We start from the raw sequence: 25,786 nt of genomic DNA, 5'->3' as shown, positions 1-25,786 counted from the left end.
TCAGCTCTCCTTGCCGTCGGCCTGCTCGGCGGCGCTCGCCCGCCGCCCCTGTCGCGTCCCGTTCTCGATGGTGGAGATCATCTCCCTGGCCTGCTCGGCGGTGAGCCGCGGCCGCTCCGCGGTGCGCGGCGCCGCGGCGGTGGCGCCGTGCAGGTGCGGGTTGAGGTTGGCCTGCCGGTTGCGCTTGGGCAGCTCGGGGCGGCCGTCCTGGGGCAGCCGCAGCGGCTGCGAGACCGGCTGCTGCTCCGGCGCCTCCCCCGGGTACGGCCGGGCCGGGCGAGCGGAGACCGGCCGGAAGCTCTGGGTCTCGGCGAGCGGGTCGGCGACCAGCACCGCGGAGCGCCTGGCCTGCGGCGAGCCCGGCGATTCCAGCGCGGGCTGCTGCGGCGCGCGCCCCATCGCCGCGCCGTCGGTGACCGTCTCCCCCGGCAGCACGCTGGCGAGCAGCGTCGCCGGGATGAGCACGACCGCCCTGATCCCGCCGTAGTCCGACTCGGCGAGCTTCACCGCGATCTCGTGCCGCGCCGCCAGCCGGGCGACCACGAAGAGCCCGAGCCGGGAATCACCGGAGAGCGCCGCGACGCCGAAATCCGGCGGTGCGGTGAGCATCTCGTTGGCGCGCACGATATCGCCGGTGGGCATGCCCATACCCTGGTCCTCGATCTCGACCACGACGCCGCGCCCGACCACGCTGCCGGTCACCTCGACCCGCGACTGCGGCGGGGAGAAGCTGGTGGCGTTGTCGACCAGCTCGGCGAGCAGGTGCACCAGGTCGGCGACCATGCCGCCGTGCACGTGCACCTGGGGCATCCGCGCCACCCGCACCCGCGAGTAGTCCAGCGTCTCCCCCACGGCCGAGCGGACCAGGTCGATCATCGCGACCGGGTTGCGCCACTGCCGCCCGACCTGCCCGCCGCCGAGGATGATCAGGTTCTCGGCGTTGCGGCGCTCGCGGGTGGCGAGGTGGTCGAGGCGGAAGAGCGTCTCCAGCATGGCCGGGTCCTCCTGCTTGCGCTCGGCCTCGTCCAGGATCTCCAGCTGCCGGTGCACGACGACCTGGCTGCGGTGCGCGATGTTCAGGAACACCGACTTCACGCCGTCACGGGTGCGGGCCTCGGCGACCGCGGCGTTCACCGCGGTGCCCGCCGCGTGCCCGAATGCCTCGGCGACCTCGCCGATCTCGTCGGCGCCGAAGTCCAGGTTCGGGGCCCCCGCGGCGGGGTCGACCGGCTCGCTGTTCTCCAGCTTGCGCATCATCTCCGGCAGCGTGACATCGGCCAGGGTCAGCGTCTCCGAGCGAAGTCGCTTGAGCCGCCGGATGATCCGGTTCGCGAGCACCACCGAGATGCCGATGGCGAGCAGGCTGACGAGGCCGACGCCCGCACCCGCGAGCAGCGCGTTGCGCGAGTCATCGGCGGCCTTGTCGGCGGCGAGCTGCTGGGTCCGCGTGCTCTGCGCGACCCACATGTCGATCAGCTGCCGGTTGATCTCGGCGGCCGCCGCCCGCCACTCCGCGGCCGGGATCGGCAGCGGCGGCAGCTGCGCGGCAGCGGCAGCCGCGGCGCCCGGCCCGGCGGCAGCGGCGGTCGCCCTGGTCACCGCGCGCCAGCCGATGACGTTCTCCACCACGTCCAGCTTGCGCCAGGCCTCGCTGTTGATCAGCGCGTTCGCCGCGGCGCTCTGCTCGGGGTCGATATCGCGGCTCAGGTTGCCGATCTCGATGCGGTAGTAGCCGACCTGGCGGGCGAACTCCTCCACCGGGACGGTCAGCGCGCCCTGCCCGGACTCCAGCGCGATGGCGAGCGCGTGGCTGCGCGCCATCGACTCGGCGGACTTCAGGATCTGCATGGCCTCGGCCAGCTCGACGCCGATCTCGGCGTCCGGGGCGAGCTGCTGGGAGAGCTGCGAGCCGACCACGACGCTGTCCAGCACCTGGTTGAAGAAGTTGTAGGCGTCGGCGGGCGGCAGCTGCCCGGCATCGGTCGCGGTGCGAACGCCGGAGAGGTACTGCAGCATGGTGTCGATGCCGCCGACGTCCTCGGTGAGCGAGGTGTCGACCGCGCCGAGCTCGCCCTTGGCGGCGTTCAGCGCGTCCACCGCGGCCTGGAACTCGGTGCGCGCCGCGGGCAGCCCCGCGGCCGCGTCGGTGTCGCCGGCCAGCCGCGCCATCGTGCCGAGCCGCTCGGCCTGCAGCGACTCCACCAGCGCACGGCTGGAATCGATGACGCTGCCGGTCTCCACCGCCCAGGCGTGCGTGTCGTTGCTCTGCGTGACCAGGTACGCGGTGGTGCCGACGCCCACCGCGAGCAGGGAAAGACTCGGGACGAGCGCGATGGCCAAAACCCTCGTCCGGACACCGAGCCGCACTGTGAACATCGACACAAACTACTGAGTCGAAGCCGTACAGTCCGCTTCTGTCCCGCTGATCGGGATCGGCATTGACTCCGTCCGAGTGGAAATACCGGGCGAGAATAACACTCTCTTTTTTCGAGAGCAAGATATTGACCAGCGCTTCGCGGCGGTGCTAAGCATGTGCACAGCGCTCGAGGGCATCGGGGCTCGGCACCGGAAGGGATTCGCCATGACACTGCAGTCGGTACTGGACGACATTCGCGAGCGCCCGGGCACGGGCGACGTCATCCCGGTCATCGATCCCTCGACCGAGGAGCAGATCACCGAGTTCACCGACGGCGGCGGCGAGGCGGTGAACGAGGCGGTGGCGCGCGGCAAGGCCGCGTTCGAGTCCGGGGTCTGGCACGAGCAGCCCGCCCGCGAGCGCGCCAAGGTGCTGTGGAAGATCGCCGACCTGATGGACGCGCACGCCGACGAGTTCGCCGAGCTGGACTCGCTGAACACCGGCATGCCGCTGGCCCAGGCCAAGATGATCCTGCCGACCAGCGCCGAGTTCTTCCGCTACTACGCCGGCTGGTGCACCAAGACCAACGGCAGCGCCTACGAGGTGCAGATGTCCGGCGGCGTCTCCGGCAACTACGCCAACATGCACGCGTACACGCTCAAGGAGCCGCACAGCGTGGTCGGGCTGATCTTCCCGTGGAACGGGCCGATCTTCAACGCCTGCGCCAAGATCGCGCCCGCGCTCGCCGCCGGGTGCAGCAGCGTGATCAAGCCCGCCGAGGAGACGCCGCTCTCGGCGGTGCTGCTGGACCGGCTGATCCGCGAGGCAGGCGTGCCGGACGGCGTGGCGAACCTGGTGACCGGCTACGGCCACACCGCGGGCGCCGCGCTCACCACGCACCCGGACGTGGAGAAGATCGCCTTCACCGGCTCCACCGAGGTCGGCAAGAAGATCGTGGAGGCCTCGACCGGCAACCTGAAGAAGGTCATGCTCGAGCTGGGCGGCAAGTCACCGGTGCTGATCTTCGACGACGCCGACCTGGACATGGCGATCTTCATGGCCGCCATGGGCATCTTCGTGCACTCCGGCCAGGGCTGCGTCTGCGGCTCCCGGATCTTCGTGCAGCGCGGGGTCTACGACCGGGTGGTGGAGGGGCTCGCGACCGTCGCGAACAACTTCAAGCTCGGCAGCCCGAAGGAGGAAGGCTGCATGAGCGGCCCGCTGATCAGCGCCAAGCAACTGAAGCGGGTCATGGGCTACATCGACGAGGGCAAGGCGGACGGCGTCGAGGTGGTCACCGGCGGCTACCGGCTGGACCGCCCCGGCTACTTCGTGCACCCGACCGTGCTCGCCGGCGTCGACCCGGCCACCAGCAGGCTGTACCAGGAGGAGATCTTCGGCCCGGTGGTCACCGTGCTGCCCTTCGACACCGAGGAGGAGGCCGCGGCGCTGGCCAACGACACCAGCTACGGCCTGGCCGCGACCGCATGGACCACGAATCTCAGCCGGGCGCACCGGATCGCCAAGAAGCTGCAGGCGGGCACGGTGACGCTGAACAGCCAGCTGAACTTCGACCACAACGTGCCCTTCGGCGGCTACAAGCAGTCCGGCTGGGGCCACGAGTTCGGCCGCGAGGGCATCGAGGCGTACCTCAAGACCAAGTCGGTCTGGGCTCAGCTCTGACCGGCGCCGGGGTGATCGGGCTCGACCGTCCCGCGCAGGCCGCCGATCACCCGCATGGCGTGGTAGATCGCGAGCGCGGCGAACGCGCCGAGCGCGATGCCGCCGAAGTTCAGGTCGCCGATCCGCCAGGTGAAGTCGGCGATGCCGACGACCAGCGGGATGGCGGCGGTGAACTGGTTGATCGGCTTGCCGAAGTCCACTCGGTTGGTCACCCAGATGTGCACGCCGAGAATGCCGACCAGGCCGTAGAGCGCGGTGGTGACCCCGCCGAGCACGCCCGCCGGAATTGCGGCGATCACCGCGCCCACCTTGGGTGAGAGGCTGAGCGCGACCGCGGCGGCGCCCGCGACCCAGTAGGCCGCGGTCGAGTAGACCTTGGTCGCCGCCATCACGCCGATGTTCTCGGCGTAGGTGGTGGTGGCCGAGCCGCCGCCGCTGCCTGCCAGCACGGTGGCGATGCCGTCGGCGGCCAGCGCCCGGCCCATCCGCTTGTCGTAGTCGATGCCGGTCATGGTGGTGATCGACTTGACGTGGCCGATGTTCTCCACGACCAGCACCAGCACCACCGGCAGGAACATGGGCAGCACCGCGAGCTGGAAGCTCGGGGCGTGGAACTCCGGCAGCCCCACCCAGGCCGCGTCGGCGATGCCTGACGTGTCGACCTCGCCGCGGGCCAGCGCGAACAGGTAGCCGAGCAGCACGCTGGCCACGATCGCCAACCGGCCGAGCAGCCCGCGGAACAGCACCAGGCAGAGCACGAGCAGCACCAGTACCACCGTCGCGGTGATCGCGTCCTGCTCGTAGTTGGCCTTGGCGGTGGGCGCCAGGTTCAGCCCGATCAGCGCCACGATGGTGCCGGTGACCACCGGCGGCATCAGCGCCTCGATCCAGCCGGTCCCGGCGACCTGCACCACGACCCCGATCACCACCAGCAGCGCGCCGACCACCACGATCCCGCCGAGCGCGGCCCCCATCCCGTTCGAGGCGGTGGCCGCGAGCACCGGCGCGATGATCGCGAAGCTGGAGCCCAGGTAGCTGGGCAGCCGGTTCCGGGTGATCAGCAGGAACAGCAGCGTGCCGATCCCGGAGAACAGCAGCGTGGTCGAGGGCGGGAAGCCGGTGAGCACCGGCACCAGGAAGGTGGCGCCGAACATCGCGACCACGTGCTGCAGCCCGATGCCGACGGTGCGCGGCCAGGTCAGCCGCTCGCCGGGCCCGATGACGCCGCCGGTGTCGACCTTCGTCCACCGGAACATCGCGCCGGTGTGCGGTTCGGGGGTCGTCATGCAAGCAGTCTGCGGCATCGGCGCGGGTTGCGCCGGATTCGCCGCGCTGCTCAGGCCCCGCGGCCGGTGCGCTGCTGCAATTCATCGATGAGCTGCGAGGCCTGCGCCTTGGTCAGCTCGTCCGGGACCTCCTCCCCCGCCTCCTGGGCGAGGGTGTGCACGTACGATTCCTGCGGGCCGGTCATCGGCTCGTCCCCGGTGGTCCACTCCTCGGGGTCCTTCTCCGGCGTCGGCTGCACCATGGCCACTCCCTCCACTCGACAGAACGTGTGTTCGATTCCAGCGGTACCCGGATCGTCGCCGGTCAATCCCGCGGGGCGTACATGATCACCGCCACCCCGGCCAGGCAGAGCAGCGCGCCGGTGACGTCCCAGCGGTCCGGGCGGAAGCCGTCCAGCGCCATGGCCCAGAGCAGCGAACCCGCCACGAAGACCCCGCCGTAGGCGGCCAGGATGCGGCCGAAGTCGGCGTTCGGCTGCAGGGTGGCGACGAAGCCGTACACCCCGAGGGCGAGCACCCCGGCGCCGATCCAGATCCACCCGCGGTGCTCGCGCACCCCCTGCCAGACCAGCCACGCCCCGCCGATCTCGGCGAGCGCGGCCGCGGCGAACAGCAGGATCGAGCGCAGCACGGTCACAGGGGGTGAGGGTAGTGCGCGGTCAGCGCCAACCCCGCGGCCGCGGCGAGCACGGTGACGGCGAGGCTGCCGAGGGCGTAGCCGAGCGCGGCGCGGTAGCGGCGGTCCCGGACCAGCCGAACGGTCTCGAAGCTGGCGGTGCTGAACGTGGTGTAGCCGCCGCAGAACCCGACGCCGAGGATCAGCAGCAGGTGTGGGTCGGCGCCGCGCTCGAGCACCAGGCCGGTGAGGATGCCGAGCAGGAGCGAGCCGGTGGCGTTGACGAGCAGGGTGGCCAGCGGGAGCGTCGGCGCCCAGCGGTGCCGGACGGCGGCGTCGACGGCGAACCGGGCCATCGCCCCCGCGGCCCCGGCGACGGCCACCCAGAGCGTGGTCACGCCGCCGTACCGCGGCGGTGCACGACCGCGCCGAGCGCGATGCCCGCGGTGGTGGCGAACCCGCCGATCAATACCGTGCCGAGCCCGTACCCGGCCGCGACCCACGGATGCCCGTCGCGGAGCAGCAGGTCGGTGTCGACGGCGAGCGCGCTGTAGGTGGTGAAGGCGCCGAGGAATCCGGTGCCGACGGCGAGCCGAACCCGCTGCCGCCACCCGGTGTCCGGCCCCGCCCGCAGCAGCGCCTCGAGCAGCACGCCGAGCAGGAAGGCCCCGGTGACGTTGATCGCGAAGGTGGCGGCGGGCCAGCCGCCGGCCCGGTGCGGGAACCAGAGCCCGAGCCGGTAGCGCAGCGCGGCACCGGCCAGCCCGCCCGCGCCGACCAGCAGCAGCGAACGGAGCGGGACGATCGGCGACATCGGGCCTGACTCCTTCCACGCGGCGGGAAAGCAGTGCGGCGAGCCTACCGCGCTCATCGCACTCGCCCGGCTACCCCTAGGCAGACGGAAGAATCTTCAGTAACTTATTACGCATCGGGCAGAGCCCGACCAGCCCTGGATAGGACCGATCGGCAGCCACGGACATGACCGCACTACGAATCGCTGGTAACAGCATGCTCGCGCGCACCTGCGCCGAGTGCGCGCAGGCGCTGCTCGACGGCCACGACGAGCCGGGCACCGTCGCCCGGTTGGAGCAGCTGGCGGTGCAGGGGGCGCGGGACGAGCAGCCGCTCGACGTCATCCAGCACGCGATCCACGAAGCGGTGACCGCCGCGCTCGACCCGACCGCGGGGCCGGGCGATCCGGACCTGGCGGGCAGGCTGCGCCGCATGGTCGAGGTGCTCGACCTGATGATCACCACCGTCGCCACCGGCTACCTGCGCGAGCTGCGGATCCTGATCGAGGAGCGGCGGCACGCCGTGCGCGCCATGACCTCCGCGCTGCTCGCGGGCACGCTCGATGCCGCGCCCGCGGCGGAGCACGGCATTCGGATCGCCCCGCGCTACCTGGTGCTCGCGCTCGCCGCCGACCTGGACGACGTCGAGGTGCCGCACCGGCGGCTGCGGCGGGTCAGGGCGGTGCTGACGGGCCGCTGCGGCGAGGACACCCTCGCGCTGCTCGACGACACCGGCGGCATCGTGCTGCTCCCGGCGGACCGCTGCGGCACCGGCGAGCTCCGCGCCCTGATCTCCGAGCTGACCGAGGCGGCCGAGTGCACGCTGCTCGCGACGGTGGAGTCGGCCGCGGTGCCGCGCATCCCGGCCGCCGCGCAGCGGGTGCAGCGGCTGCTCGGGACGCTGACCGCGCTGCACTACCCGAGCGGGCTCTACCTGTTCGAGGACATGGCGCTGGAATACCAGCTGACCATGCCGGGCCCCGCCCGCGACCGGCTCGCCGCCGTGCTGCGCCCGCTCGAGGAGCAGCCCGACCTGCTGACCACGCTGCGCACGCACCTGCGCAACGAGCTGCGCCGCCGCCGCACCGCCCGTGAGCTGCGCATCCACCCGAACACCCTGGACATGCGGATCAAGCGGATCACCCGGCTCACCGGCTACGACCTGACCACCGTCGACGGCGCCTGGACGCTGCGCTCCGCGCTCGTCGCGCACGCGCACCACGCCGTTGCCGGGTAGCACCGCCGCCGACGTGGGCGTTCCCCGGTAGCCGGGCGCGATGCGGCGCCGACGGGGTAGCGTCAGGTCGATCGGCGAACCCGCCCCCGCTTTCCCGGGGGCGGCCACCGCCGTTTCCGGCTTCGGGTGACGGCACCCGGGTTCCCGCCGGGACGAGTCGAGGAGCAGCATTGCCCGCGCCCCACACCACCGAGACCGACCACGACGAGGCCAGGACCTTCGCGCACGTGCGCGCCGCGGAGAAGGCGGCCGACGAGCAGCGCGCCGCGCTGGCCGCCAAGACGGTCGCCGAGTACTCCAGGGACGCCGCCGAGTGCAGCGCGCTGCTGGACATGCTCGGCCTCGATGTGGCCGATCTGCGCTGAGCCGGGCTACTCCGGCAGCACGGTCCCGGTGGTCATGAAGATGGTGCGGCGCCCGACCTCGACGGTGTGGTCGGCGAAGCGCTCGTAGTAGCGGCCGAGCAGCGCGAGATCCACCGCCGTCGGGGCGCCGTCGTAGAACTCCGGGCCGAGCACGGCATTGAGCAGGTCGCGGTGCAGCCCGTCCATGACGTCGTCCTCGGCGTCCAGCGCGGCGGCGCCCTGCACGTCACCGGTGGCGAGAACCCTGGCCGCGTCACCTGCCATCTGCACCGCCGCCGCGCCCATCCTGGCGACCGTGGTGCGCAGCGAATCCGGCACCACCGGGTCCGGGTGGCGGCGGCGGACCAGCTCGGCGATGTGCGCGCAGAGCCCGCCCATCCTGGCGAGGTTGCCGGAGAGCTGCAGCGCGGTCACCACCCGGCGCAGCTCGGAGGCGACCGGCGCCTGCAGCGCCAGCAGCATGACCGCGGACTCCTCGCACTCCTCGCCCATCGTGCCCACCTGCGCGCACAGGTCGATGGCGCGCTCGGCCTGCTCGATGTCGGCGTTCAGCAGGGCATCGGTGGCGATGCCGATGGCGTCACCGTCCCGCAGACACATCTGCTCGAGCACGACGGTGAGCTGTTCGAGGTCCTCGTGGAAGCGGGTGCGCATCACCCCATACAACCACCCGATCAGCCGTCGTGGATGGTGAGGAGGTAGCCCTCCGGCCCGGCGACGGTGAAGGTCCGGCCGAAGGGGCTGTCCCGCGGCGGGTCGGCGATCGGAATTCCGGCGGCCGTGAGCCGTTCGTGCAGCGCGTCGGCGTCATCGGTGGCGAGCCACAGCGCGATGCCGAGCCCGGCGGGGCCGCGCTCCAGGTCGGTGCCGGGCAGCGGCTCCCTGACCGCGAACGGGATCGGTTCGGTGGCGAAGACGACCGCCCCCGGCGGCGCGGCGGGCGCCCTGGTGAGGCCGAGGTGCCGCTCGAAGAAGGCGGCCGCGGCGTCGACGTCGCGCACCTGCAGAGCGAGGAAATCGGGTCCGGTCACGGTCATGCCGTGCTCCTTTCAATGTCAGTACTTTGACATCACCGACAGTAGGCGCGGCCGGGCCGGTATGTCAAACTGCTGACATGTCGAAGAAGCAGGCGACCCCGCCGCACGCCGCCGCGGACATCACCGAGCACGTCGGTTACCGGCTCAAACGCGCCGCGGCGGCGCTGCGCTCGGCCATGGACCTCGCGCTGCGCGAGCACGACCTGACGGTGCCGCAGTACTCCTGCCTGGAGTTGCTCGACGAGCAACCGGGAATCTCGGGGGCCGCGCTGGCCCGCGGCACCTTCGTCACCCGCCAGTCCTCGGCGGTGGTACTGCGCGGACTGCAGGAGGCGGGGCTGATCACCCGCCCGGCCGCGGCCGAGCACGGCCGCGCGCTGCCCGTGCACCTCACGGCCGCGGGGCAGGCCAGGCTGGACGGCGCGCGCGGCGCCGTCTACGCGGTGGAACGGCGGATGATCGCCACCCTGCCCGCCGCCCGGCTGCGGGCGCTGCTCGCCGATCTCGACCGGATGACAGCAGCGCTCACACCCGGAGGAGAATGATATTCTCCTCCAATGCGAGGACGGATCGAGACCGCGGCGCTGGCCCGCGCCGATCAGGATTGCGCGCGGGCCGAGGCGAGCCTGGACTCCTGCCTGGCCGCCGTCGCGGCCGCGATGCCCCGCACCGACCGGGTCACCCGGTTCATGCAGCTCACCGAGCGCTTCGCCACCGAGCCGGAGACGGAATCGCTCGCCGTCTTCGCCGCCGCCGCGCTGACCGGTCTCAGCGACGGGGTCGGGCACCCCGCCCCGACCGTCCGCGACGACCGCGCCCGCGCGGCGGCGGAGCTGCTCGCGCGGACCGAACGCAACCTCGCCGATCTCTGCGCGGCCACCGCCGCGACCCCGCTCGACCGCACGCTGATCTACGTGAACCTGGTGCGCGCCTTCGTCCGCGACACCGAAATCGGACCGCACGCCGCGCTGCCCACGCTCACCGCCGCCGCGGTGCTGCGGCTCACCGCCCGGGGCTGATCAGCTCCGCAGCGCGATAGCGCGGACCGACAGCGCACCGCCGTCGGCGAGCACCCGCAGGGTGACCTCGGCGCCGGGGGCGGTGAAGTCGAGCGTGTGCGCGCCCGCGGGGAAGGGCCGGGATTCCAGGATCTCGCCGTCGCCGTGCACGGAGACCGTGGCCGCGGCGGCGGGTTCGGCGGTGCCGATCTCGAAGGCCAGGGTGTACCCGGTGCCCGGCCGCACCGCGACGGACCTGGCGATCCGGCCACCGGGGCCGAGCCGGAACGACCGGCCGTCGTCGGCGATCTCCTGTTCACCGGGCATGCCCTCGATCTCCCAGCCGTCGAGGTCGCCGTTCGCGGAGGTGCTCATGCGCCGCGCAACCGCACTTCCTCGGTGAGCGCCGCGGCAGCATCGCGCAGCGCGGTGGGGTCCGGCTCGGCGCCGAGCCTGCCGCGCAGGTCGGCGCGGTCCACCACGAGCAGCCCGGCCTGGGAGTCGTCGGTCCAGCCGGTCACCTGCGTGACCTGGCCGCCGGTCAGGACGAGCGCGGCGGATTCGTCGGCGGCCAGCAGGGCGCGCAGCTGGTCGGGGGTGACCTCGTCGGCAGTCATGTGGCCCGGATGCCCCGGCCGGTGGGGTGGAAACCCGGATCGTAGGGTGGCCGGGTGATCGTCGTCGATGCCGCGAACGTGGTGGGTGCCAGGGCCGACGGCTGGTGGCGGGACCGGGCCGGGGCCGCGCGCAGGCTGCTCGCCGAACTCGCCGCGGCCGCGCTGTCGGAGGACGTGGTCGTGGTGCTCGAGGGGGCGGCGCGGGCGGCGCTGGACGGCACCGAGTACACCGGGGTGCGGGTGGTGGCGGCGCCGGGCACGGGCGACGACACCGTCGTCGAGGTGGCCGCCGCCGCGGGCACCGACGTCACGGTGGTGACGGCCGATCGGGAGCTGCGGCGCCGGGTCGAGGCGGTGGGCGCGCGGACGGTGGGGCCGCGCACGCTGCTCGACCGGCTCGGCTGACGCCCGGTCAGCGGGCGAGCGCCTCCCGGAAGAGCGGCCACGAGTTGTGCAGGTCCTGCTCCCAGTAGGACCAGGAGTGGGTGCCCGCGGGGCGGAAGTCGAAGGTCGCGGGAATCCGCAGCTCCGCGAGGCGATCCGCGAGCTGGTGCGTGCACTCGTCGGTGACCGCCTCCAGGATGCCGCCGACGGTGACCCGGTCCAGGAGCTCGCCGGGGGTGTCGCGGGCCGGGTCCGGGGTGTCCAGCGGGCCGGGCAGGCCGGTGCCGGTGGTGATGTAGAGCAGGGTGCCGCGCAGCGCATCGGCATGCAGGTAGGCGTCGTTGGCCGACCAGGCCGGGTCGGAGAACGGCCCCCACATGTTCACCGGGTCGCCGCCCCAGCGCCCGACCACCGCGGCCACCGCCGCCTGCCCGCGCGGATCCGAGATCCGCACGCAGCCGCTGTACGAGCCCACCGCCCGGTACAGCCCCGGCTTCGCCACCGCGAGCTGCAGCGCCGAGGTGGCCGCCATGGAGATCCCGGCCACGGCGTTGGCGCCGGTGCCGTGGAAGGCGGCGTCCACGATCGGCGGCAGCTCGGCGGTGAGGAAGGTGGCCCAGCGCTGCCTGCCGAGCAGCGGGTCGTCGGCGCGCCAGTCGGTGTAGTAGCTGCCCGCGCCGCCGTTCGGGATGACCACGGTGACCTGCTCGTCGGCCAGGAAGTCGAGGACGTCGGTCTGCTCGATCCAGCTGCTGCCCAGCTCGCCGCCGCTGGAGCCGTTGAGCAGGTAGAGCACCGGGGCAGGCGCGGACGGGTCGCGCGCGGGGAGCACGGTGAGCGCGATGTCCTGGCGCATGGCCGCCGAGAAGACGCTGACCTCCAGCGCCCGGCTCGCCGTCCGGTTCGTCGCCACCAGCCGCGAGCCCGCTGCGGCGATGCCAGGCCCCTCCGGTGCGATCGCGGGCACCGGGGCGGCGGAGACCGGCGGGGCGAGGACGACGGCGGCGAGCAGGGGAACGGCGAACCCACCGCGACGCCGCCGCGCACGGGAACCGGCCACGAGGCACCTCCCGTGCTCCATCGAACAGTTGTGAGGCCGAACGCTAGGACGCCGTCGCCGTTTCCGGCAAGGGGGTTCGCGCGGAGTTGGGACGGGCGCCGAAAACCCGGGGTGCCCGCTGGTAACCGTCACAACGGCGGCTCACCGCCGCAGCGCCGCCCGGAACAGCGGCCACGAGGTGCGCAGGTCCTGCTCCCAGTACTTCCAGGAGTGCGTGCCGGTGGCGCGGAAGTCGAAGGTGGCGGGGATGTCCAGCTGCCGCAGGCGATCCCGGAGCTGGTGTGTGCAGCGCGCGGTGATCGCCTCCAGCGCGCCGCCGAGCGTGATCTGGTCGGCGAGTTTGCCCGGGTCGCCGTCGAGCTCCTCGACGGTGTCGAACCGGCCGGGCGCGCCGGTGCCCGCGCTGACGTACAGCGTGACCCCGCGCAACTTCTCGGCGTGCAGGTAGGCGTCGTTGGCGGCCCAGGCCGGGTCGGTGAACGGACCCCACATATTGACCGGGTTGCCGCGCCAGCGCGCGACGACCGCGGCCACCATGGCCTGCCCGACCGGGTCGGAGGTGCGCACGCAGCCGCTGTAGGAGCCGACGGCCCGGTACCGGCCGGGCGCGGCGACGGCGAGCTGGAAGACCGAGGCGGCGGCCATGGAGATCCCGGCGACGGCGGCGGCGCCGGTGCCGTGGAATCGCCGGTCGATCAGTGCGGGCAGCTCGGCGGTGAGGAAGGTGGTCCAGCGCTGCCTGCCGAGCGCGGGGTCGTCCACCCGCCAGTCGGCGAAGTAGCTGCCCGCGCCGCCGTCGGGGACCACCACCGTCACCTGTTCCTGCGCGAAGAAGCCCGCCAGGTCGGCGCGGTCGGTCCAGCCGCTCTCGTCGATGTCGCCCGCGGCGCCGTTGAGCAGGTAGAGCACCGGGGCGGGGGCGTCCGGGTCGCGGGCAGGGAAAACGGTGAGCCCCATGTCCCTCCGCATGGCGTCGGAGTACACGGTGACCCGCTGCGCGCGGCCGTCCCCCGGTGGCTCCGCCGCGGCGGGGGCAGCGAGCGGCACCGTGGTGAGCAGCGGCACCGCGAGGCAGCAGGCGTGCAGCACGGCGCGACGGAGACGGCCTCCTTTCGGCACGGGACACCTCCTGAGCAGCGGTAATATCCCGAAGCTAGGGCCGATTCGCCCAAGCGACAGCCGTTTTCCCGGTTTCTTGGGATGCGTGGCGAATCGATTCCGGGGATCGCTGGTATCGGTCACAAATCCGTGCCGGACCACCGTTCTGCCCGGTCTCGTGCTGTTCACTCGGAGCGACCCGGAGGACAGGGAGGGGCACCGTGGCCCGTTTCGGATGGGGCGCCGCATGACCGAGCAGACGTCCGTGCGCACCAGGCTCGCCCGCGCGCTGCCCGCCCCGATCACCGGGTACCGCGGCAGCGATCCGCTGCCCGCCTTCGCGACCGGCTGGGTGACGGTGATCGCGCTCGGCACCCTCGCCCTCCTGCTGCTGCGCGCCGGGCGCTACGACTGGTACGGCGACGAGCTGTACTTCCTCGCCGCCGGGCACCGGCCCGCGGTCAGCTACGTCGACCAGGGCCCGGTGCTGCCGCTGCTCGCCTACGCCATGGACGCCGTCGCCCCCGGCTCGCGCACGGTGTTCCGGTTGCCCGCGATCCTGTGCGCCGTGGCCTCGATCGTGCTGACGGCGGTGTGCGCCAGGGAGTTCGGCGGCGACCGCAGGGCCCAGGTCTTCGCCGCGGTGGGCGCGGCGGGCGCCCCGTTCCTGATCTTCCAGTCCGCGGCGCTCTCCACCTACGCCGTCGACTCCCTGCTGGTCGCGCTGCTGCTCTGGCTGCTGGTGCGCTGGGTGCGGACCGGGCGGGACGGGCTGCTGGTCGGCGCCGCGCTCACCGCCGCGCTGGCGTTCCAGGTGAAGCCGCTGGTCCCGGTGTTGCTCGCCGGAGTCGTCCTGGGCGTGCTCGCCTTCGGGCCGCGCGCGCTGCTCGGCAGGCCCGCGCTGTGGGCGGCGGGCGGGGCCGCGGCGCTCACCGCGCTGCCCGCGGTGCTGTGGCAGGCCGCGCACGGCTGGCCGCAGCTCGCCATGGGCGCGGTGATCCGCGGCGAGCAGCAGGCGGTGGCGGGCGGCATCGTGCAGCTGCCGGTGCACGTCGTCACGCTCACCGGGCCGCTCGGCACCGCGCTCGGCCTGGCCGGGCTCTGGGCCCTGGTGCGCACGCCGGAGCTGCGCGACTACCGGTTCCTGGCGGCGGCCGCCGCGCTGCTCGCGGCCTTCGTCGCGCTCGCGGGCGGGCGCCCCTACTACCTGGCCGGGCTCTTCCCGGTGGTGTTCGGGGTCGGCGCGGTGGCGGTGGTGCACAGCAGGGCGCTGCTGCGGCTCGGCGCCGCCGCGCTCGGCGCCGTCTCGGTGGCGCTCACCCTGGTGCTGCTCTTCGCGCTGCCCGTCCCCGCCGTCCGGGAACCCGCGCGCACCCAGCGGGAGATGTCCGATCGGCTGCGGTACACCGGAACCACCGGCTGGGCCGAGTTCGTCGCCACCGCCGAGCAGGCCCACGCCCGCGCCCCGGCGGGCACCCCGATCGTCACCGAGAACTACTGGCAGGCAGCCGGTCTGGAAGCGCTCACCGAGCTCCCCGCGGTGCACAGCCCGAACCGCGGCTATGCCACATTCGGGCCGCCGCCGGAGAGCGCGCGGGCCGTCCTCTACGTCCTCACCGGCGCACCGGAACCCGCTTGGCGCGCCCTCTTCCCCGCCGCCACCGCGGTGGCGAGCGCGGATCGCCCGCTCGGCTTCCCCGGCCTCTCCGCCGGCGTCACGATCTGGCGCTGCGACCGACCGGCCGCCGGCTGGGCCGCCGCCTGGCGCACCCTCTCCGATCCGCACTTCGACGCGGGCTGGTAGCGAGCCATAGCGAATTAGGCTGCCCTTAGTTAGGGTGGGCTTCATGGGCGAACCGGTACAGCTCGGCGCAATCCAGGAGACACTGCTGATCCCGCTGTTCGGCCGCGCGGAGGACGCGCGCGGCCCGCACAGCGTGCTCGCCGACCGCAGGGCGGTGGAGCTGGTCGAGGCGATCGACTACGACTTCGCCAGGTTCCGCGGCCCCTCGCTGGCAGGGTCGGTGCTGCGGGCCTCGATCTTCGACCAGTACGTCCGCGACTTCCTCACCGCGCACCCCGACGGCACCGTCGTCGACCTCGGCTGCGGCCTCTCCACCCGCTTCGACCGCCTGGACAACGGCACCGCGCACTGGTTCGACCTCGACGTGCCGGACACCATGGCGCTGCGCCGCCGGTTCTTCCGGGACGGCGAGCGCTACACCATGCTCGACGGCTCGCTCTTCGACAGCGACTGGCACGACGTGGTCACCGCCCGCGGCGGCCCGATCTTCCTGCTCAGCGAGGCGGTGCTGCTCTACTTCCCCGAGGAGCAGGTGCACGCCGTGCTGCGCGACTGGGTGCGCCGCTTCCCCGACAGCCCCGTCGCCTTCGACACCGGCGGCCCCGCCATGATGAAGACCCAGGACCGCAACCCGGTCTTCCGCGCGGTCAGCGCGCGCATGAAGTGGACCTGCGCGAAGCCCGCCGAACTCGCCTCCCTCGGCCTCACCCTGGTCGACTCCCGCACCTTCGGCACCCCGCAGCCCGCCGTCGCCGCGCGCTGGCCCGCCAGGCAGCGACGGTTGTTACGGCTCTTCCGGTGGGCGCCGCCGGTCGCCACCTACAAACTCAATCTCTTTCGCACGTGATCGGGTCACCAACTCCCCCGACCCAGATCGAGTGAGCCGTCGATCGAGCACAGGCGGCGCACGACGGCGCGGACCCGGCGGCGGAGCGTGCCGGGAGGGGCAGGTTCGGCGGCACGGACGGGTGACTCGTCCGGACGGCGGAAACGGGCTGTAGCGATCATCAGGCACCCCCGCGAGCTGCATCGGAATCGCCTTGCGCCCATTGTGTCCGATCTGGAGAGCGAATACGACCCCGTCAGGGTGTCATTCCACCGGGTCGCCGCGCGCACCATCCGAGCCACCGATCCGAGACCTGGAGCCCCGATTCCGCGGTCATCGCGTGAGTTCGCGCAGTGTTTCGGCGATCACCGAGACCACCCGCTTCGCGTGCTTCTCCAGGTAGAAGTGGCCGCCGTCGAAGGTGTGCAGGGCGCCGTTCCCCGTGGTGTGCCGGTGCCACCGCTCGGCCTCGGCCACCGTGGTGCGCGGGTCGTCGGTTGCGGTCAGGACGACGATCGGGGCGGTGATCGTGGTATCCGGCTCGGCGTGGTAGGCCTCGACGGCCCGGTAGTCGTTGCGGATGGCGGGAAGCACCATGGCGCGCATCTCCGGGTCGTCCAGGACGCGCGAATCGGTGCCGCCGAGAGCGCGCATTTCCGCGACGATGGTGGCATCGTCGCGGAACCGCGCGCTCTCGTCGCGGATCACGCTCGGCGCCCGGCGGCCGGAGGCGAAGACGACCAGCGGCCCGGCACCGCTCGCCTCGAAGCGCCGCGCGACCTCGAATGCCAGCACCGAGCCCATGCTGTGGCCGAAGAAGGCGACCGGGCCCTCCATGGCCGGGATCAGCGCGGCGTGCACCCGATCGGCGAGCTCCTCGATGGACGGGACGAACTCCTCGTTGCGCCTGTCCTGCCTGCCCGGGTACTGCACGGCGCGCACGTCGAATTCCGGCGTCAGCGCGGTCGAGACCGGGAAGAAGTAGCTGGCCGAGCCACCCGCGTGCGGGAAGCAGATCAATCGGGCACCGGCCTCCGGCGCCTCGTGGTAGCTGCGGAGCCAGAGCCCCGTGTCGACGGGTGTGGTCATGGACCAATCCTTTCGGGTCGGGGTCACCAGGTCACGGGGAGGCGCGCGAAGCCGCGCATCCCCATTCCGTCCCTGCGCGGCAACCATTTCGGGTCGACGGCGAGGCGGAGAGACGGCATCGTCTGCACGATGGCGGTCAGCGTCTCCTGGAGTTCGATACGCGCCAGCCTGGCGCCCATGCAGAAGTGCGGGCCGAAGCCGAAGGCGACGTGCCTGCCCGCGCCCGGCCGCTCCGGGTCGAGCACGCCGGGGTTCTCGAAGACCGCCTCGTCGTAGTTCGCGGAGACCAGGCAGGGCACTACCGCATCACCCTTGCGCACCATCGTTTCGCCGATCGCAACGTCCTCCAGCGCCGTGCAGGTCATGGCGCCGGAGGGGCTGAGCGCGATGTAGCGCAGCAGCTCCTCGACGCCGGCCGGGATCCCGGCCGGGTCGGCGCGCATCCCGGCCGCCAGCCCGGGGTGGGTGATCACGACGTAGACCATGCTGGTGATGAGTGTCGCGGTGCTCTCGTAGCCGGCCACCAGGATGGCAATGGCGTTGGTGATCACCTCCCGCTCGGAGAAGCCGTCGCCGTCGTGCCGCACCGCGAGCAGTGCGCTGATCAGGTCGTCCTCGGGTGCGGTTCGCCGATGCCGCACCAATTCACCGATGTAGGCGGAGAGCGTGCTCCAGGCCCGCCCGACGTCGTCACGCGAGCGGGTGGCCATGGAGACGACCACGTCCACCGACTCGTCGAAGCGGTCGCGGTCGCGGTACGGCATACCGAGCAATTTGCAGACCGTCTCGCGGGGCAGCCGGTCGCCGAGTTCGTGCACCAGGTCGGCGGGCGGACCCTGGTCGATCATGGTGGTCAGGATCTCGTCGACGGTCTTTCGGATCCAGGGCCGCATGCCGTCCATCAGCCGCGGGGTCAGCGCCTTGGCGACGAGCCTGCGGATCCGGGTGTGGTCGGGAGCGTCCAGGCCGACGAGGACGCCGCCGCTAGGCAGCGGCTCCGGGGTGTAGCGGGGGGCGCCGGGGCGCGCGGATGCCGTCCTGCTGAACCGGGAATCGCCGAGTACGGTCTTCACGTCGGCCATCCGGGTGGCGAGCCAGGCGGGCCCGCCGTAGGGCATGTCGACGCGGGAGAGCCCGGCCCGCTCCCTGAACTCCGCGTACCGCGGCCCCGGCCCCAGCTCGCCCGCGTCCTCGAACGGGAAGGCGGGCAACCGCGCCGAGTCGTCCACCCCGGTCACCAGGTGACCGGGAAGGATTCGAAGCCGCGTAGCACCAGCCCGTCCTTGAGCGGGAGCTCCGCCTCCGGGCGGGCGAGCGCGATGCCAGGGAGCCGGGTGAGCAGCCGTTCCAACGCGACCTGTAGCTCGACCCTGGCCAGCGGCGCGCCGAGGCAGAAGTGCGGGCCGTACCCGAAGGCGATGTGTTGGCCGGCTTCCCGCCCGCGCCGCAGGTTCAGCGTCTCCGGCTCGGTGAAGACGTCCTCGTCCCGGTTCGCGGAGACCACGGAGGAATACACGGCGTCGCCCTTCGCGATCCGCACCCCGCCGATCTCCACGTCCTCGGTCGCCTTGGCGGGCATGACGCCGACCGCGGTCAGCGGGACGAACCGGAGCAGCTCCTCCACCGCCTCCGGGATCCGGTCGAGATTTTCCCGCAGCCACTGCATCTGGTCCGGGTCGCGCAGCAGCGCGCAGACCATGTTGACGATCTGGCAGGCGGTGGTCTCGTAGCCTGCGACGAAGATGACGACGGCGTTCATCATGATCTCCTCGTCGGAGAAGACGTCGTCGCCGTCGAGCACCTCGGTCAGGGCGCTGATCAGATCGTGCTCAGGGGCGGCGCGCCGTGCCGTGATCAGCTGGGTGAAGTAGCCGGTGAGCGCCATCCAGGAGGCGACGAGCTGTTCCTGCGGGATCAGCCCCTGGTGCACCACGTCGTCGACGAGCGAGCCGAGGTGATCCCAGTCCGCGGCGGGCACGCCGAGCAGGGCGCAGTTCACCTCGCGCGGGATGGCGGAGCCGAACTCGGCCACCAGGTCCACCGGCCCGTCCTGGGTGAGCATCGCATCGATCAGATCGTCCACGATCTGCCGGACCGCGGGCCGCATGGTCTCGATCCTGCGACGGTTGAACGCCTTGTTCAGCAGCCGCCTGGTGCGCGGGTGCTGCGGCGCGTCCATCATGGGCAGACCGCCCTCGTCGGCGATCGGATCCTCCAGGTAGCGGGGCGAGAGCCCGCGCATGGCCTGTCGGCTGAATCGCGAATCGCTCAGCAGTGCTTTCACTTCGGGCATCCGGGTGAGCAGCCAGGCCTGGCCGCCGAAGGGCAGCTCGACCCGGGCGACGGGCTTGTTCCGCCGGTATTCGATGTACTCGGGCTCCAATTCCACCGGACGGCCCGCGCCGAACGGGAAATGCGGGCAGGTCGGGGTGGGGTCGACAGCGGTCACGAGAGAACCTCACTTCGGGGGGGGAATGTCAGCGGCCGGGAATCGGCGCTGCTCGGAGGTGCTCGTCCAGCGCGGCGGCGGTGCGCGGCGCGTGCTCCTCCATCATCGAGAAATGGTTCCCGTCGACGTCGAGAACCGTGTGGTCGTGCGGCCAGACCGGGCGCCAGTCGCGCGCCGCGTCCTGCTCGGAAAGCGGGTCGCCTGCCCGGACGAAGACCGCGGGGGCCGCGGTCGGCGCCGGCTCCCAGTCGCCGAAGATCCGGAAGTACCGCCCCATCGCCAGCAGCGTCCGGTCGGTGATCGGGACGGCACCGCCGTCGCGCGCGAGGAAGTTGTCCATCATCGGCGCGCCGACGGCGAGGATCTCGCCGCGGCGCGGCAGGAAGACGTCCATCAGGAACAGGCAGGCCGGCTCCAGCCCCATGTCCTCGAGCCTCTCGGCGGTCGCCTGGGCCACCATGCCGCCCGCGGAGTGCCCGAGCAGCGCGAAGGGCCGGTCGGCGAGGTGCTCGGCGATGGTGGCGGCCAGCAGGTCGGCCAGCACCGCCACCGAGTCCGGGGTGCGCGGCTCCCCGGCGAATCCCGGGTACCGCACCGCGGCGACATCGCGCTTCCCGGCGAAATGCGCAGCGAATCGTGCGTACTCGTGCGGGCCGGACATGGCACCGAAGGCCGGGAAGCAGACCAGCCGCGGGGTCTCGGCCCCGCGCGACAGCCACACCGGCTCCTGGGGCTCGGCATCGCCTGCGTCGGCGAGGCTCGGCATTAGATCGCCGACGGTCATCAGCATGTCGAGGGCGCGGTCGTGGCTGCCGCGCGCGCAGGTCTGCGCGAAGAGCGTCTTGATATCGACGGCGGCCGCCGCGGGCGGCGCGGGCGCCGGGGCCGCGGTCTCGGAGAGCAGGGCGGTGAGCCGCGCAGCCAGCTCGGCCGGGGTCGCGAACTCGAAGACCACACTGGCGGGCAGCCGCAGCCCGCTGGCGTGCCCGAGCCGGTTGCGCAGGTCGATGGCGGTGAGCGAGTCGAAGCCGAGCTCCAGGAAGTTCCGGTCCGGGCCGACGGTCTCCGGGCCGCGGTGCCCGAGGACCGCCGCAGCGGTGGCGATCACGAATTCTTCGATCGCCCGGGCACGTTCGGGCGCGGGCAGCGCCGCGAGCGCGCCCGCGGTGTCGATCTCGTTCACCGCGGTGCGGCGCGCCCGCACCTCGACCAGGTCGCGCAGCAGCGGGTGGGCGAGGCCGCTCGCGGCCTGCGCCCGCAGTGCGCGCGGGTCCAGCGGCACCGGCAGCACGCAGGCCGGACCCGCGCCGGTGGCGATGTCGAAGAGCGCGAGCCCGCTCTCGGTGGAGAGCGCCGCCGAGCCGGCGTCGTGCAGCCTGCCGCGGGCGTCGGCGGCCAGGTCGCCGGTCATCTCGCTGCGCTCCGCCCACAGCCCCCAGCCCAGCGAGACGGCGGGCAGGCCGAGCGCCCTGCGGTGCGCGGCCAGCCCGTCCAGGTAGGCATTGGCCGCGGCGTAGTTGCCCTGCCCGGCGTTGCCGAAGGTGGCAGAGGCCGAGGAGAAGAGCACGAAATCGGTCAGCGGCAGCCCGGCGGTGAGCTCGTGCAGGTGCCAGGCGCCGAGTGCCTTGGGGCCGAAAACGGTATCCACCCGGTCCGGGGTGAGCGACTCGAGCACCCCGTCGTCCAGCGTGCCCGCAGCGTGCACGACGGCCACCAGCGGATGGGCCGCCGGGATGTCGGCCAGCACCGCGGCCAGCGCGGCCCGGTCGGTGAGGTCGCACGCGGTGATCTCGACCTCGGCGCCCGCGGCGCGCAGCTCGTCGCGCAGCTCGCGGGCCCCGGCCGCGTCGAGCCCGCGCCGGGAGAGCAGGACCAGCCGCTGCGCACCCCCGGCCGCCGAATGCCGGGCGACGGCACTGCCGAGCACTCCGGTTCCACCGGTGATCAGCACCGTTCCACGGGCGGGCGGGCGTTCGCCTGGGCGCGCGGCGAGGCGGTGCACGCGCGGGGCGTAGTACCGGTCGCCGCGGACCGCGAGCTGCGGTTCGGTGCCCAGCACGGCGTCGAGCAGGGCGCCGGTCCCGAGGGCGGCGGCGTCGAGGTCGGCGAGGACGAACCGGTCCGGGTTCTCCGATTGCGCGGTGCGCAGCAGGCCGAGCACGGCGGAGCCGGAAACGTCGGTGAGCGGGTCGTCCGCGCCGACCGAGACCGCTCCCGTGGTCAGCACGACGAAGCGGACCGACCCGAGCGCCGGTGCCGCGAGGTAACGCTGCACCAGCGTGAGCAAGGTCCGGACGACGACGGCGGCGCGCTCGGCGGCAACGTCGGCGATGGCAACCGGCAGGACGACGGCGTCCACCCGCTGCCCGGCCGCGCCGATGCGGTCGAGATCGTTCACCACCTCGACCTCCACACCCCGCAGGACGGCGCCCTGGACCAGGTTGCCGATCCCGGCCTCGTCGCACAGCTCGCCGGTGTCCAGTACCGCCCAGGTAGCCGACCGGGTCGCGGCCGAGGCGGTTTCGACGGGTACCCAGTCGAGGGCGAAGAGGTGCCGGTGAGCGGGCTGCTCGGCGGGCCCGATCCCCTCGGGCCGCACCGGGCGCAGGGTCAGCGATTCGACGGTGATCACGGGTGCGCCGGTCAGGTCGACCGCGGTGAGCGCGAGTCCGGTGCCGTCGGGCCGCAGCCGGACCCGGAGGGTGGTGGCTCCGGTGGCGTGCAGGGTGACGCCCGCCCAGGAGAAGGGCAGCATCCGCGCCGTCCGCACATCGTCGCGCCGGGTGGCGGCGACGGCGTGCAGGGCGGCGTCCAGGAGCGCAGGGTGCAGCCCGAACCCCGCGCTCTCCGCGGTGTCGGGGAGCGTGACCTCGGCGTAGATGTCGTCGCCGTCCTGCCAGACCGCGCGCAGGCCGCGGAAGGTGGGGCCGTAGCCGAAACCGGCGGCGGCGAGATCGTCGTAGTGCCCGTCGATCCCGATCGGCACCGCTGCTGCGGGGAGCCAGTCCCGCTGCGGGGGCGGGGCCGGGTCACCGGCGGCGAGGGCGCCGGTAGCGTGGTGGGTCCACGGCAGGTCGGTGTCGTGCGGGCGGGAGTAGATCGCGATCGACCTGACCTCGCCGGTGCCCGAGACCACGACCTGCAGGCCCGCGTCGGCCGCGCCGAGGACGAGCGGGGTGTGCACGATCAGCTCGTCCACTCGCCCGCAGCCGACCCGGTCCGCCGCGCAGAGCGCCAGGTCGACGAAGGCGGTGCCGGGGAGCAGCACCGAGCCGAGCACCGCGTGGTCGGCCACCCACGGGTTGGTGGCGGTGGCGATGCGGCCGGTCAGCACCACCGTGTCGGCCTCGGCCACGCCGAGCGCGGCGCCGAGCAGCGGGTGGTCGACCGAGTCCAGCCCGAGGCCGGTCGCGTCGGCGACGCCGATGGCGCCGGGCTCCAACCAGTACCGGTCGGGCCGGAACGCGTAAGTGGGCAGCGGGATCCGGTCGCCGGTTCGGGGCCAGTCGACGGGGGTGCCCGTGACGAAGAGTTCGGCGGCTGCGAGCAGGAACTGGCGCTGCTCGGGCTGGTCGCGGCGCAGCGTGCCCACGGTGACCGTGCCCGGCAGCACCGGGTGCGGGGAGACCTCCACCAGTTTCGTGAGGCCGTCCGCGCGTGCAGCGGTGACCGCACCGTGGAAATCGACTGTCGCGCGCAGGTTCTCGTACCAGTAGCTCGCGTCCATGGCGGTGGTGTCGAGCACGGCCGCGGTGACCGTCGAGTACAGCGGCACCCGGCTCGGGCCGGGCCGCACGTCCGCCAGCGTTCGCGTGATCTCCTCGCGCAGGACCTCGACCGCCGGTGAGTGCGAGGCGTAATCAACTGGCAGCCACCGGGTTCGAACGTCGGCATTCAGCTCGGCCGCGAACGCCTCGAGGGCTTCCGTCGTGCCGGACAGCACCACCGCGTCCGGGCCGTTCACCGCGGCGACCGAGATGCCGGGCCGCTCCTCGACCAGGGCGGCGACCGACAGCATTGTCCCGCTGCCGCTCAGCGAGCGCAGCGCCGCACTGCGCAGCGCCACCACCCGGGCACCATCCCCCAGGCTCAACACCCCCGCGACGACAGCGGCCGCGATCTCACCCTGCGAATGCCCGATCACCGCAGCGGGCTCGACGCCCAGCGACTCCCACACCGCCGCGAGCGAGACCATCACCGCCCACAGCACCGGCTGCACCACATCCACCCGCGCCAGCGCCTCCTCGTCACCGAGGACATCGCGCAGCGACCAGGACACATACGGGGACAGGGCCTCCGCGCACTCGTCCATGCGCGCCGCGAAGACCGGTGACGAGGCCAACAGCTCACGACCCATCCCGACCCACTGCCCACCCTGGCCCGGGAACACGAACACCACACCCGGACCCGGACGTGCGGACCCCGACACCACATCCGGATGCGGAACCCTCTGTGCCACCGCGTCCAGCCCCGCCAGCAGTTCGTCGCGCTCGGCGCCGACCACCACCGCCCGGTCCTCGAACAGCGACCGCGTCGACACCAGCGAACCGGCCACCTCGGCCACTGTGTGCTCCGGACGCTCGCGCAGCCAGGCCGCCAACCGGCTCGCCTGGGCGGCGACGGCATCCGCGCCACGACCCGACACCACCCAGGCCACCGGCCCGCTGGAGTCGACCGGCTCGGGTGCGGCCGCCGCAGGCGCCTGCTCCAGAATCACGTGCGCGTTCGTCCCGCTGATCCCGAAGGACGACACCGCCGCCCGCCGCGGGCGCTCGGCGTCAGGCCAGTCCCTGGCGGCCGTCAGCAGCTGCACCGCTCCCGCCGACCAGTCCACGTGCGGCGTCGGCTCGTCCACGTGCAGGGTCGCGGGCAGCACCCCGTGCCGCATGGCCATCACCATCTTGATGACACCCGCGACCCCGGCCGCGGCCTGAGTGTGACCGATATTCGATTTGATCGAACCGAGCCACAGCGGCTTCTCGCGCTCGCGCCCGTAGGTGGCCAGCAGCGCCTGGGCCTCGATGGGATCACCGAGCGCGGTGCCGGTGCCGTGCGCCTCCACCACGTCGATATCCGCGGTCGTGAGCCCGGAATCGGCCAGCGCCTGCCGGATCACCCGCTGCTGGGAAGGGCCGTTCGGCGCGGTCAACCCATTCGAGGCGCCGTCCTGGTTCACCGCGCTGCCGCGCAGCACCGCCAGCACCCGATGCCCGTTGGCCTCGGCGTCCGAGAGCCGTTCCAGTACGACGACGCCGGCGCCCTCGCCCCAGCCGGTGCCGTCCGCCGCCTTCGCGAAGGCCTTGCACCGGCCGTCGGCGGCCAGCCCGCGCTGCCGGGAGAACTCCACGAAGCTGGTCGGCGTCGCCATCACGGTGACGCCCGCGGCCAGTGCCAGCGCGCACTCGCCGCGGCGCAGCGCCTGCGCGGCCAGGTGGATCGAGACCAGCGACGACGAGCACGCCGTATCCAGGGTGACGGCGGGGCCTTCGAGCCCGAGCACGTAGGCCACCCGCCCGGACATCACGCTGGCGGCATTGCCGGTCAGCAGATATCCGCCTGCGTCGTCCAGTGCGAGCTGGGCGACGACGCCGTAGTCCTGGCCGTTCGTCCCGGCGAAGACGCCGGTGTCGCTGCCCTTCAGCGACCGCGGATCGATCCCCGCGTGCTCCAGCGCCTCCCAGGAACTCTCCAGTAGCAATCGCTGCTGCGGATCCATCGCCAGCGCCTCGCGCGGTGAGATTCCGAAGAACCCCGCATCGAAGAGACCGGCGTCGCGCAGGAATCCACCCGCGCGGGTGTAGGAGGTGCCGGGGTTCTCCGGGTCGGGGTCGTAGAGCGCCGTGGCGTCCCAGCCGCGATCGGCGGGGAATTCGGCGATGCCGTCGCCGCCGTCGGCCACCAGCCGCCACAGCTCGTCCGGCGTGCGGACCCCGCCCGGGAACCGGCAGCCGATACCCACCAGTGCCAGCGGTTCCTTCGCGCGATCCTCGAGTTCGGTGATCCGGCGGCGCGCCTCGATCAGATTGGTGGTGGCCCGCTTCAGGTAGTCCCGGAGCCGCTCTTCGGTCATGATCGCATTCCCCTCGTCGG

General features: G+C 72.8%; 23 protein-coding genes and 2 pseudogenes. 8 read left to right on the top strand and 17 right to left on the bottom strand.

What is annotated here, in order from left to right:
* The gene (locus tag ACFUUZ_RS00865) at positions 1-2,340 is read right to left on the bottom strand and encodes a nitrate- and nitrite sensing domain-containing protein (protein ID WP_378690824.1); all 2,340 of its coding nucleotides are present in this window, start codon (positions 2,338-2,340) and stop codon (positions 1-3) included.
* A 241-nt stretch (positions 2,341-2,581) separates the two neighbouring features.
* Between ACFUUZ_RS00865 and ACFUUZ_RS00860 the strand changes: the two genes are divergently transcribed.
* Positions 2,582-4,039 carry an aldehyde dehydrogenase family protein gene (locus tag ACFUUZ_RS00860; RefSeq protein ID WP_378690821.1) on the top strand — a complete coding sequence of 486 codons (1,458 nt, stop codon included), beginning with the start codon at positions 2,582-2,584 and terminating at the stop codon, positions 4,037-4,039.
* Here the strand turns inward: ACFUUZ_RS00860 and ACFUUZ_RS00855 are convergent.
* The 5 genes from ACFUUZ_RS00855 to ACFUUZ_RS00835 form a co-directional block, all read right to left on the bottom strand.
* On the bottom strand, positions 4,030-5,295 hold the full coding sequence (locus ACFUUZ_RS00855; protein WP_378690892.1) for a uracil-xanthine permease family protein: 1,266 nt from the start codon (positions 5,293-5,295) through the stop codon (positions 4,030-4,032). The genes ACFUUZ_RS00860 and ACFUUZ_RS00855 overlap by 10 nt on opposite strands.
* An 80-nt stretch (positions 5,296-5,375) precedes the next feature.
* Positions 5,376-5,567 (bottom strand): DUF3072 domain-containing protein, encoded by a 192-nt coding sequence (locus ACFUUZ_RS00850; RefSeq protein WP_233018708.1) that lies wholly within the window; start codon positions 5,565-5,567, stop codon positions 5,376-5,378.
* A 62-nt stretch (positions 5,568-5,629) separates the two neighbouring features.
* Complete coding sequence (locus tag ACFUUZ_RS00845; protein ID WP_378690818.1) at positions 5,630-5,962, bottom strand: YnfA family protein; 333 nt, start codon at positions 5,960-5,962, stop codon at positions 5,630-5,632.
* Positions 5,959-6,339 carry a fluoride efflux transporter CrcB gene (gene crcB, locus ACFUUZ_RS00840; protein WP_378690817.1) on the bottom strand — a complete coding sequence of 127 codons (381 nt, stop codon included), beginning with the start codon at positions 6,337-6,339 and terminating at the stop codon, positions 5,959-5,961. Before crcB ends, ACFUUZ_RS00845 begins: the two co-directional genes overlap by 4 nt.
* On the bottom strand, positions 6,336-6,755 hold the full coding sequence (locus ACFUUZ_RS00835; RefSeq protein WP_378690814.1) for a fluoride efflux transporter FluC: 420 nt from the start codon (positions 6,753-6,755) through the stop codon (positions 6,336-6,338). Before ACFUUZ_RS00835 ends, crcB begins: the two co-directional genes overlap by 4 nt.
* A gap of 194 nt (positions 6,756-6,949) precedes the next feature.
* Here ACFUUZ_RS00835 and ACFUUZ_RS00830 point away from each other — a divergent pair, with 194 nt between their 5' ends.
* Both ACFUUZ_RS00830 and ACFUUZ_RS00825 read left to right on the top strand, forming a co-directional pair.
* Positions 6,950-7,969, top strand: coding sequence for a PucR family transcriptional regulator (locus tag ACFUUZ_RS00830; RefSeq protein ID WP_378690811.1), 1,020 nt, complete (start codon positions 6,950-6,952; stop codon positions 7,967-7,969).
* Between the two features lie 170 nt (positions 7,970-8,139).
* Complete coding sequence (locus ACFUUZ_RS00825; protein WP_378690809.1) at positions 8,140-8,334, top strand: hypothetical protein; 195 nt, start codon at positions 8,140-8,142, stop codon at positions 8,332-8,334.
* Positions 8,335-8,340: 6 nt separating this feature from the next.
* On the opposite strand, the gene ACFUUZ_RS00820 is transcribed toward ACFUUZ_RS00825, so the two are convergent.
* The gene (locus ACFUUZ_RS00820) at positions 8,341-8,988 is read right to left on the bottom strand and encodes a phosphate uptake regulator PhoU (RefSeq protein WP_378690806.1); all 648 of its coding nucleotides are present in this window, start codon (positions 8,986-8,988) and stop codon (positions 8,341-8,343) included.
* Between the two features lie 20 nt (positions 8,989-9,008).
* Complete coding sequence (locus tag ACFUUZ_RS00815) at positions 9,009-9,371, bottom strand: VOC family protein (RefSeq protein ID WP_378690803.1); 363 nt, start codon at positions 9,369-9,371, stop codon at positions 9,009-9,011.
* A 77-nt stretch (positions 9,372-9,448) separates the two neighbouring features.
* Between ACFUUZ_RS00815 and ACFUUZ_RS00810 the strand changes: the two genes are divergently transcribed.
* Together ACFUUZ_RS00810 and ACFUUZ_RS00805 are read left to right on the top strand one after the other, a co-directional pair.
* Entirely contained in the window at positions 9,449-9,916 is a 468-nt protein-coding gene (locus tag ACFUUZ_RS00810) for a MarR family winged helix-turn-helix transcriptional regulator (RefSeq protein WP_378690801.1), read from the top strand.
* 12 nt (positions 9,917-9,928) lie between these two features.
* Positions 9,929-10,390, top strand: coding sequence for a hypothetical protein (locus ACFUUZ_RS00805; RefSeq protein WP_378690798.1), 462 nt, complete (start codon positions 9,929-9,931; stop codon positions 10,388-10,390).
* Here the strand turns inward: ACFUUZ_RS00805 and ACFUUZ_RS00800 are convergent, their stop codons facing one another.
* Positions 10,391-10,744 carry a hypothetical protein gene (locus ACFUUZ_RS00800; protein ID WP_378690795.1) on the bottom strand — a complete coding sequence of 118 codons (354 nt, stop codon included), beginning with the start codon at positions 10,742-10,744 and terminating at the stop codon, positions 10,391-10,393.
* Positions 10,741-10,986 (bottom strand): hypothetical protein, encoded by a 246-nt coding sequence (locus ACFUUZ_RS00795; RefSeq protein ID WP_378690793.1) that lies wholly within the window; start codon positions 10,984-10,986, stop codon positions 10,741-10,743. Before ACFUUZ_RS00795 ends, ACFUUZ_RS00800 begins: the two co-directional genes overlap by 4 nt.
* Positions 10,987-11,040: 54 nt before the next feature.
* Between ACFUUZ_RS00795 and ACFUUZ_RS00790 the strand changes: the two genes are divergently transcribed.
* Entirely contained in the window at positions 11,041-11,391 is a 351-nt protein-coding gene (locus tag ACFUUZ_RS00790) for a hypothetical protein (RefSeq protein WP_378690791.1), read from the top strand.
* Between the two features lie 7 nt (positions 11,392-11,398).
* Here the strand turns inward: ACFUUZ_RS00790 and ACFUUZ_RS00785 are convergent, their stop codons facing one another.
* Both ACFUUZ_RS00785 and ACFUUZ_RS00780 read right to left on the bottom strand, forming a co-directional pair.
* Positions 11,399-12,451, bottom strand: a complete 1,053-nt coding sequence (locus tag ACFUUZ_RS00785) for an alpha/beta hydrolase (RefSeq protein WP_378690788.1) — start codon at positions 12,449-12,451, stop codon at positions 11,399-11,401.
* 120 nt (positions 12,452-12,571) lie between these two features.
* Positions 12,572-13,549: an alpha/beta hydrolase gene (locus ACFUUZ_RS00780; protein ID WP_378690785.1), complete on the bottom strand. Its 978-nt coding sequence runs from the start codon at positions 13,547-13,549 to the stop codon at positions 12,572-12,574.
* A gap of 226 nt (positions 13,550-13,775) precedes the next feature.
* Between ACFUUZ_RS00780 and ACFUUZ_RS00775 the strand changes: the two genes are divergently transcribed.
* Both ACFUUZ_RS00775 and ACFUUZ_RS00770 read left to right on the top strand, forming a co-directional pair.
* Entirely contained in the window at positions 13,776-15,332 is a 1,557-nt protein-coding gene (locus ACFUUZ_RS00775; RefSeq protein ID WP_378690782.1) for a glycosyltransferase family 39 protein, read from the top strand.
* A 43-nt stretch (positions 15,333-15,375) separates the two neighbouring features.
* Complete coding sequence (locus ACFUUZ_RS00770; RefSeq protein WP_378690779.1) at positions 15,376-16,179, top strand: class I SAM-dependent methyltransferase; 804 nt, start codon at positions 15,376-15,378, stop codon at positions 16,177-16,179.
* 312 nt (positions 16,180-16,491) lie between these two features.
* On the opposite strand, the gene ACFUUZ_RS00765 is transcribed toward ACFUUZ_RS00770, so the two are convergent.
* From ACFUUZ_RS00765 to ACFUUZ_RS00745, 5 genes and pseudogenes are all read right to left on the bottom strand, one after another.
* On the bottom strand, positions 16,492-17,247 hold the full coding sequence (locus ACFUUZ_RS00765) for a thioesterase II family protein (RefSeq protein ID WP_378690778.1): 756 nt from the start codon (positions 17,245-17,247) through the stop codon (positions 16,492-16,494).
* A 23-nt stretch (positions 17,248-17,270) separates the two neighbouring features.
* Entirely contained in the window at positions 17,271-18,485 is a 1,215-nt protein-coding gene (locus tag ACFUUZ_RS00760; protein ID WP_378690775.1) for a cytochrome P450, read from the bottom strand.
* On the bottom strand, positions 18,482-19,696 hold the full coding sequence (locus ACFUUZ_RS00755) for a cytochrome P450 (RefSeq protein WP_378690772.1): 1,215 nt from the start codon (positions 19,694-19,696) through the stop codon (positions 18,482-18,484). The genes ACFUUZ_RS00760 and ACFUUZ_RS00755 overlap by 4 nt, the downstream gene beginning before the upstream one ends.
* 28 nt (positions 19,697-19,724) lie before the next feature.
* Positions 19,725-23,066, bottom strand: a pseudogene (locus ACFUUZ_RS00750) (type I polyketide synthase); the annotation flags it as partial.
* 156 nt (positions 23,067-23,222) lie between these two features.
* Positions 23,223-25,769 (bottom strand): annotated as a pseudogene (locus tag ACFUUZ_RS00745) (type I polyketide synthase); the annotation flags it as partial.
* Between the last annotated feature and the right edge of the window lie 17 nt (positions 25,770-25,786).

Source organism: Nocardia sp. NPDC057353 (assembly GCF_042667085.1).
Classification (GTDB): Bacteria; Actinomycetota; Actinomycetes; order Mycobacteriales; family Mycobacteriaceae; genus Nocardia.
The sequence above is the reverse complement of the archived record's forward strand: the minus strand, read 5'-3'. Positions and strand labels throughout refer to the sequence as shown.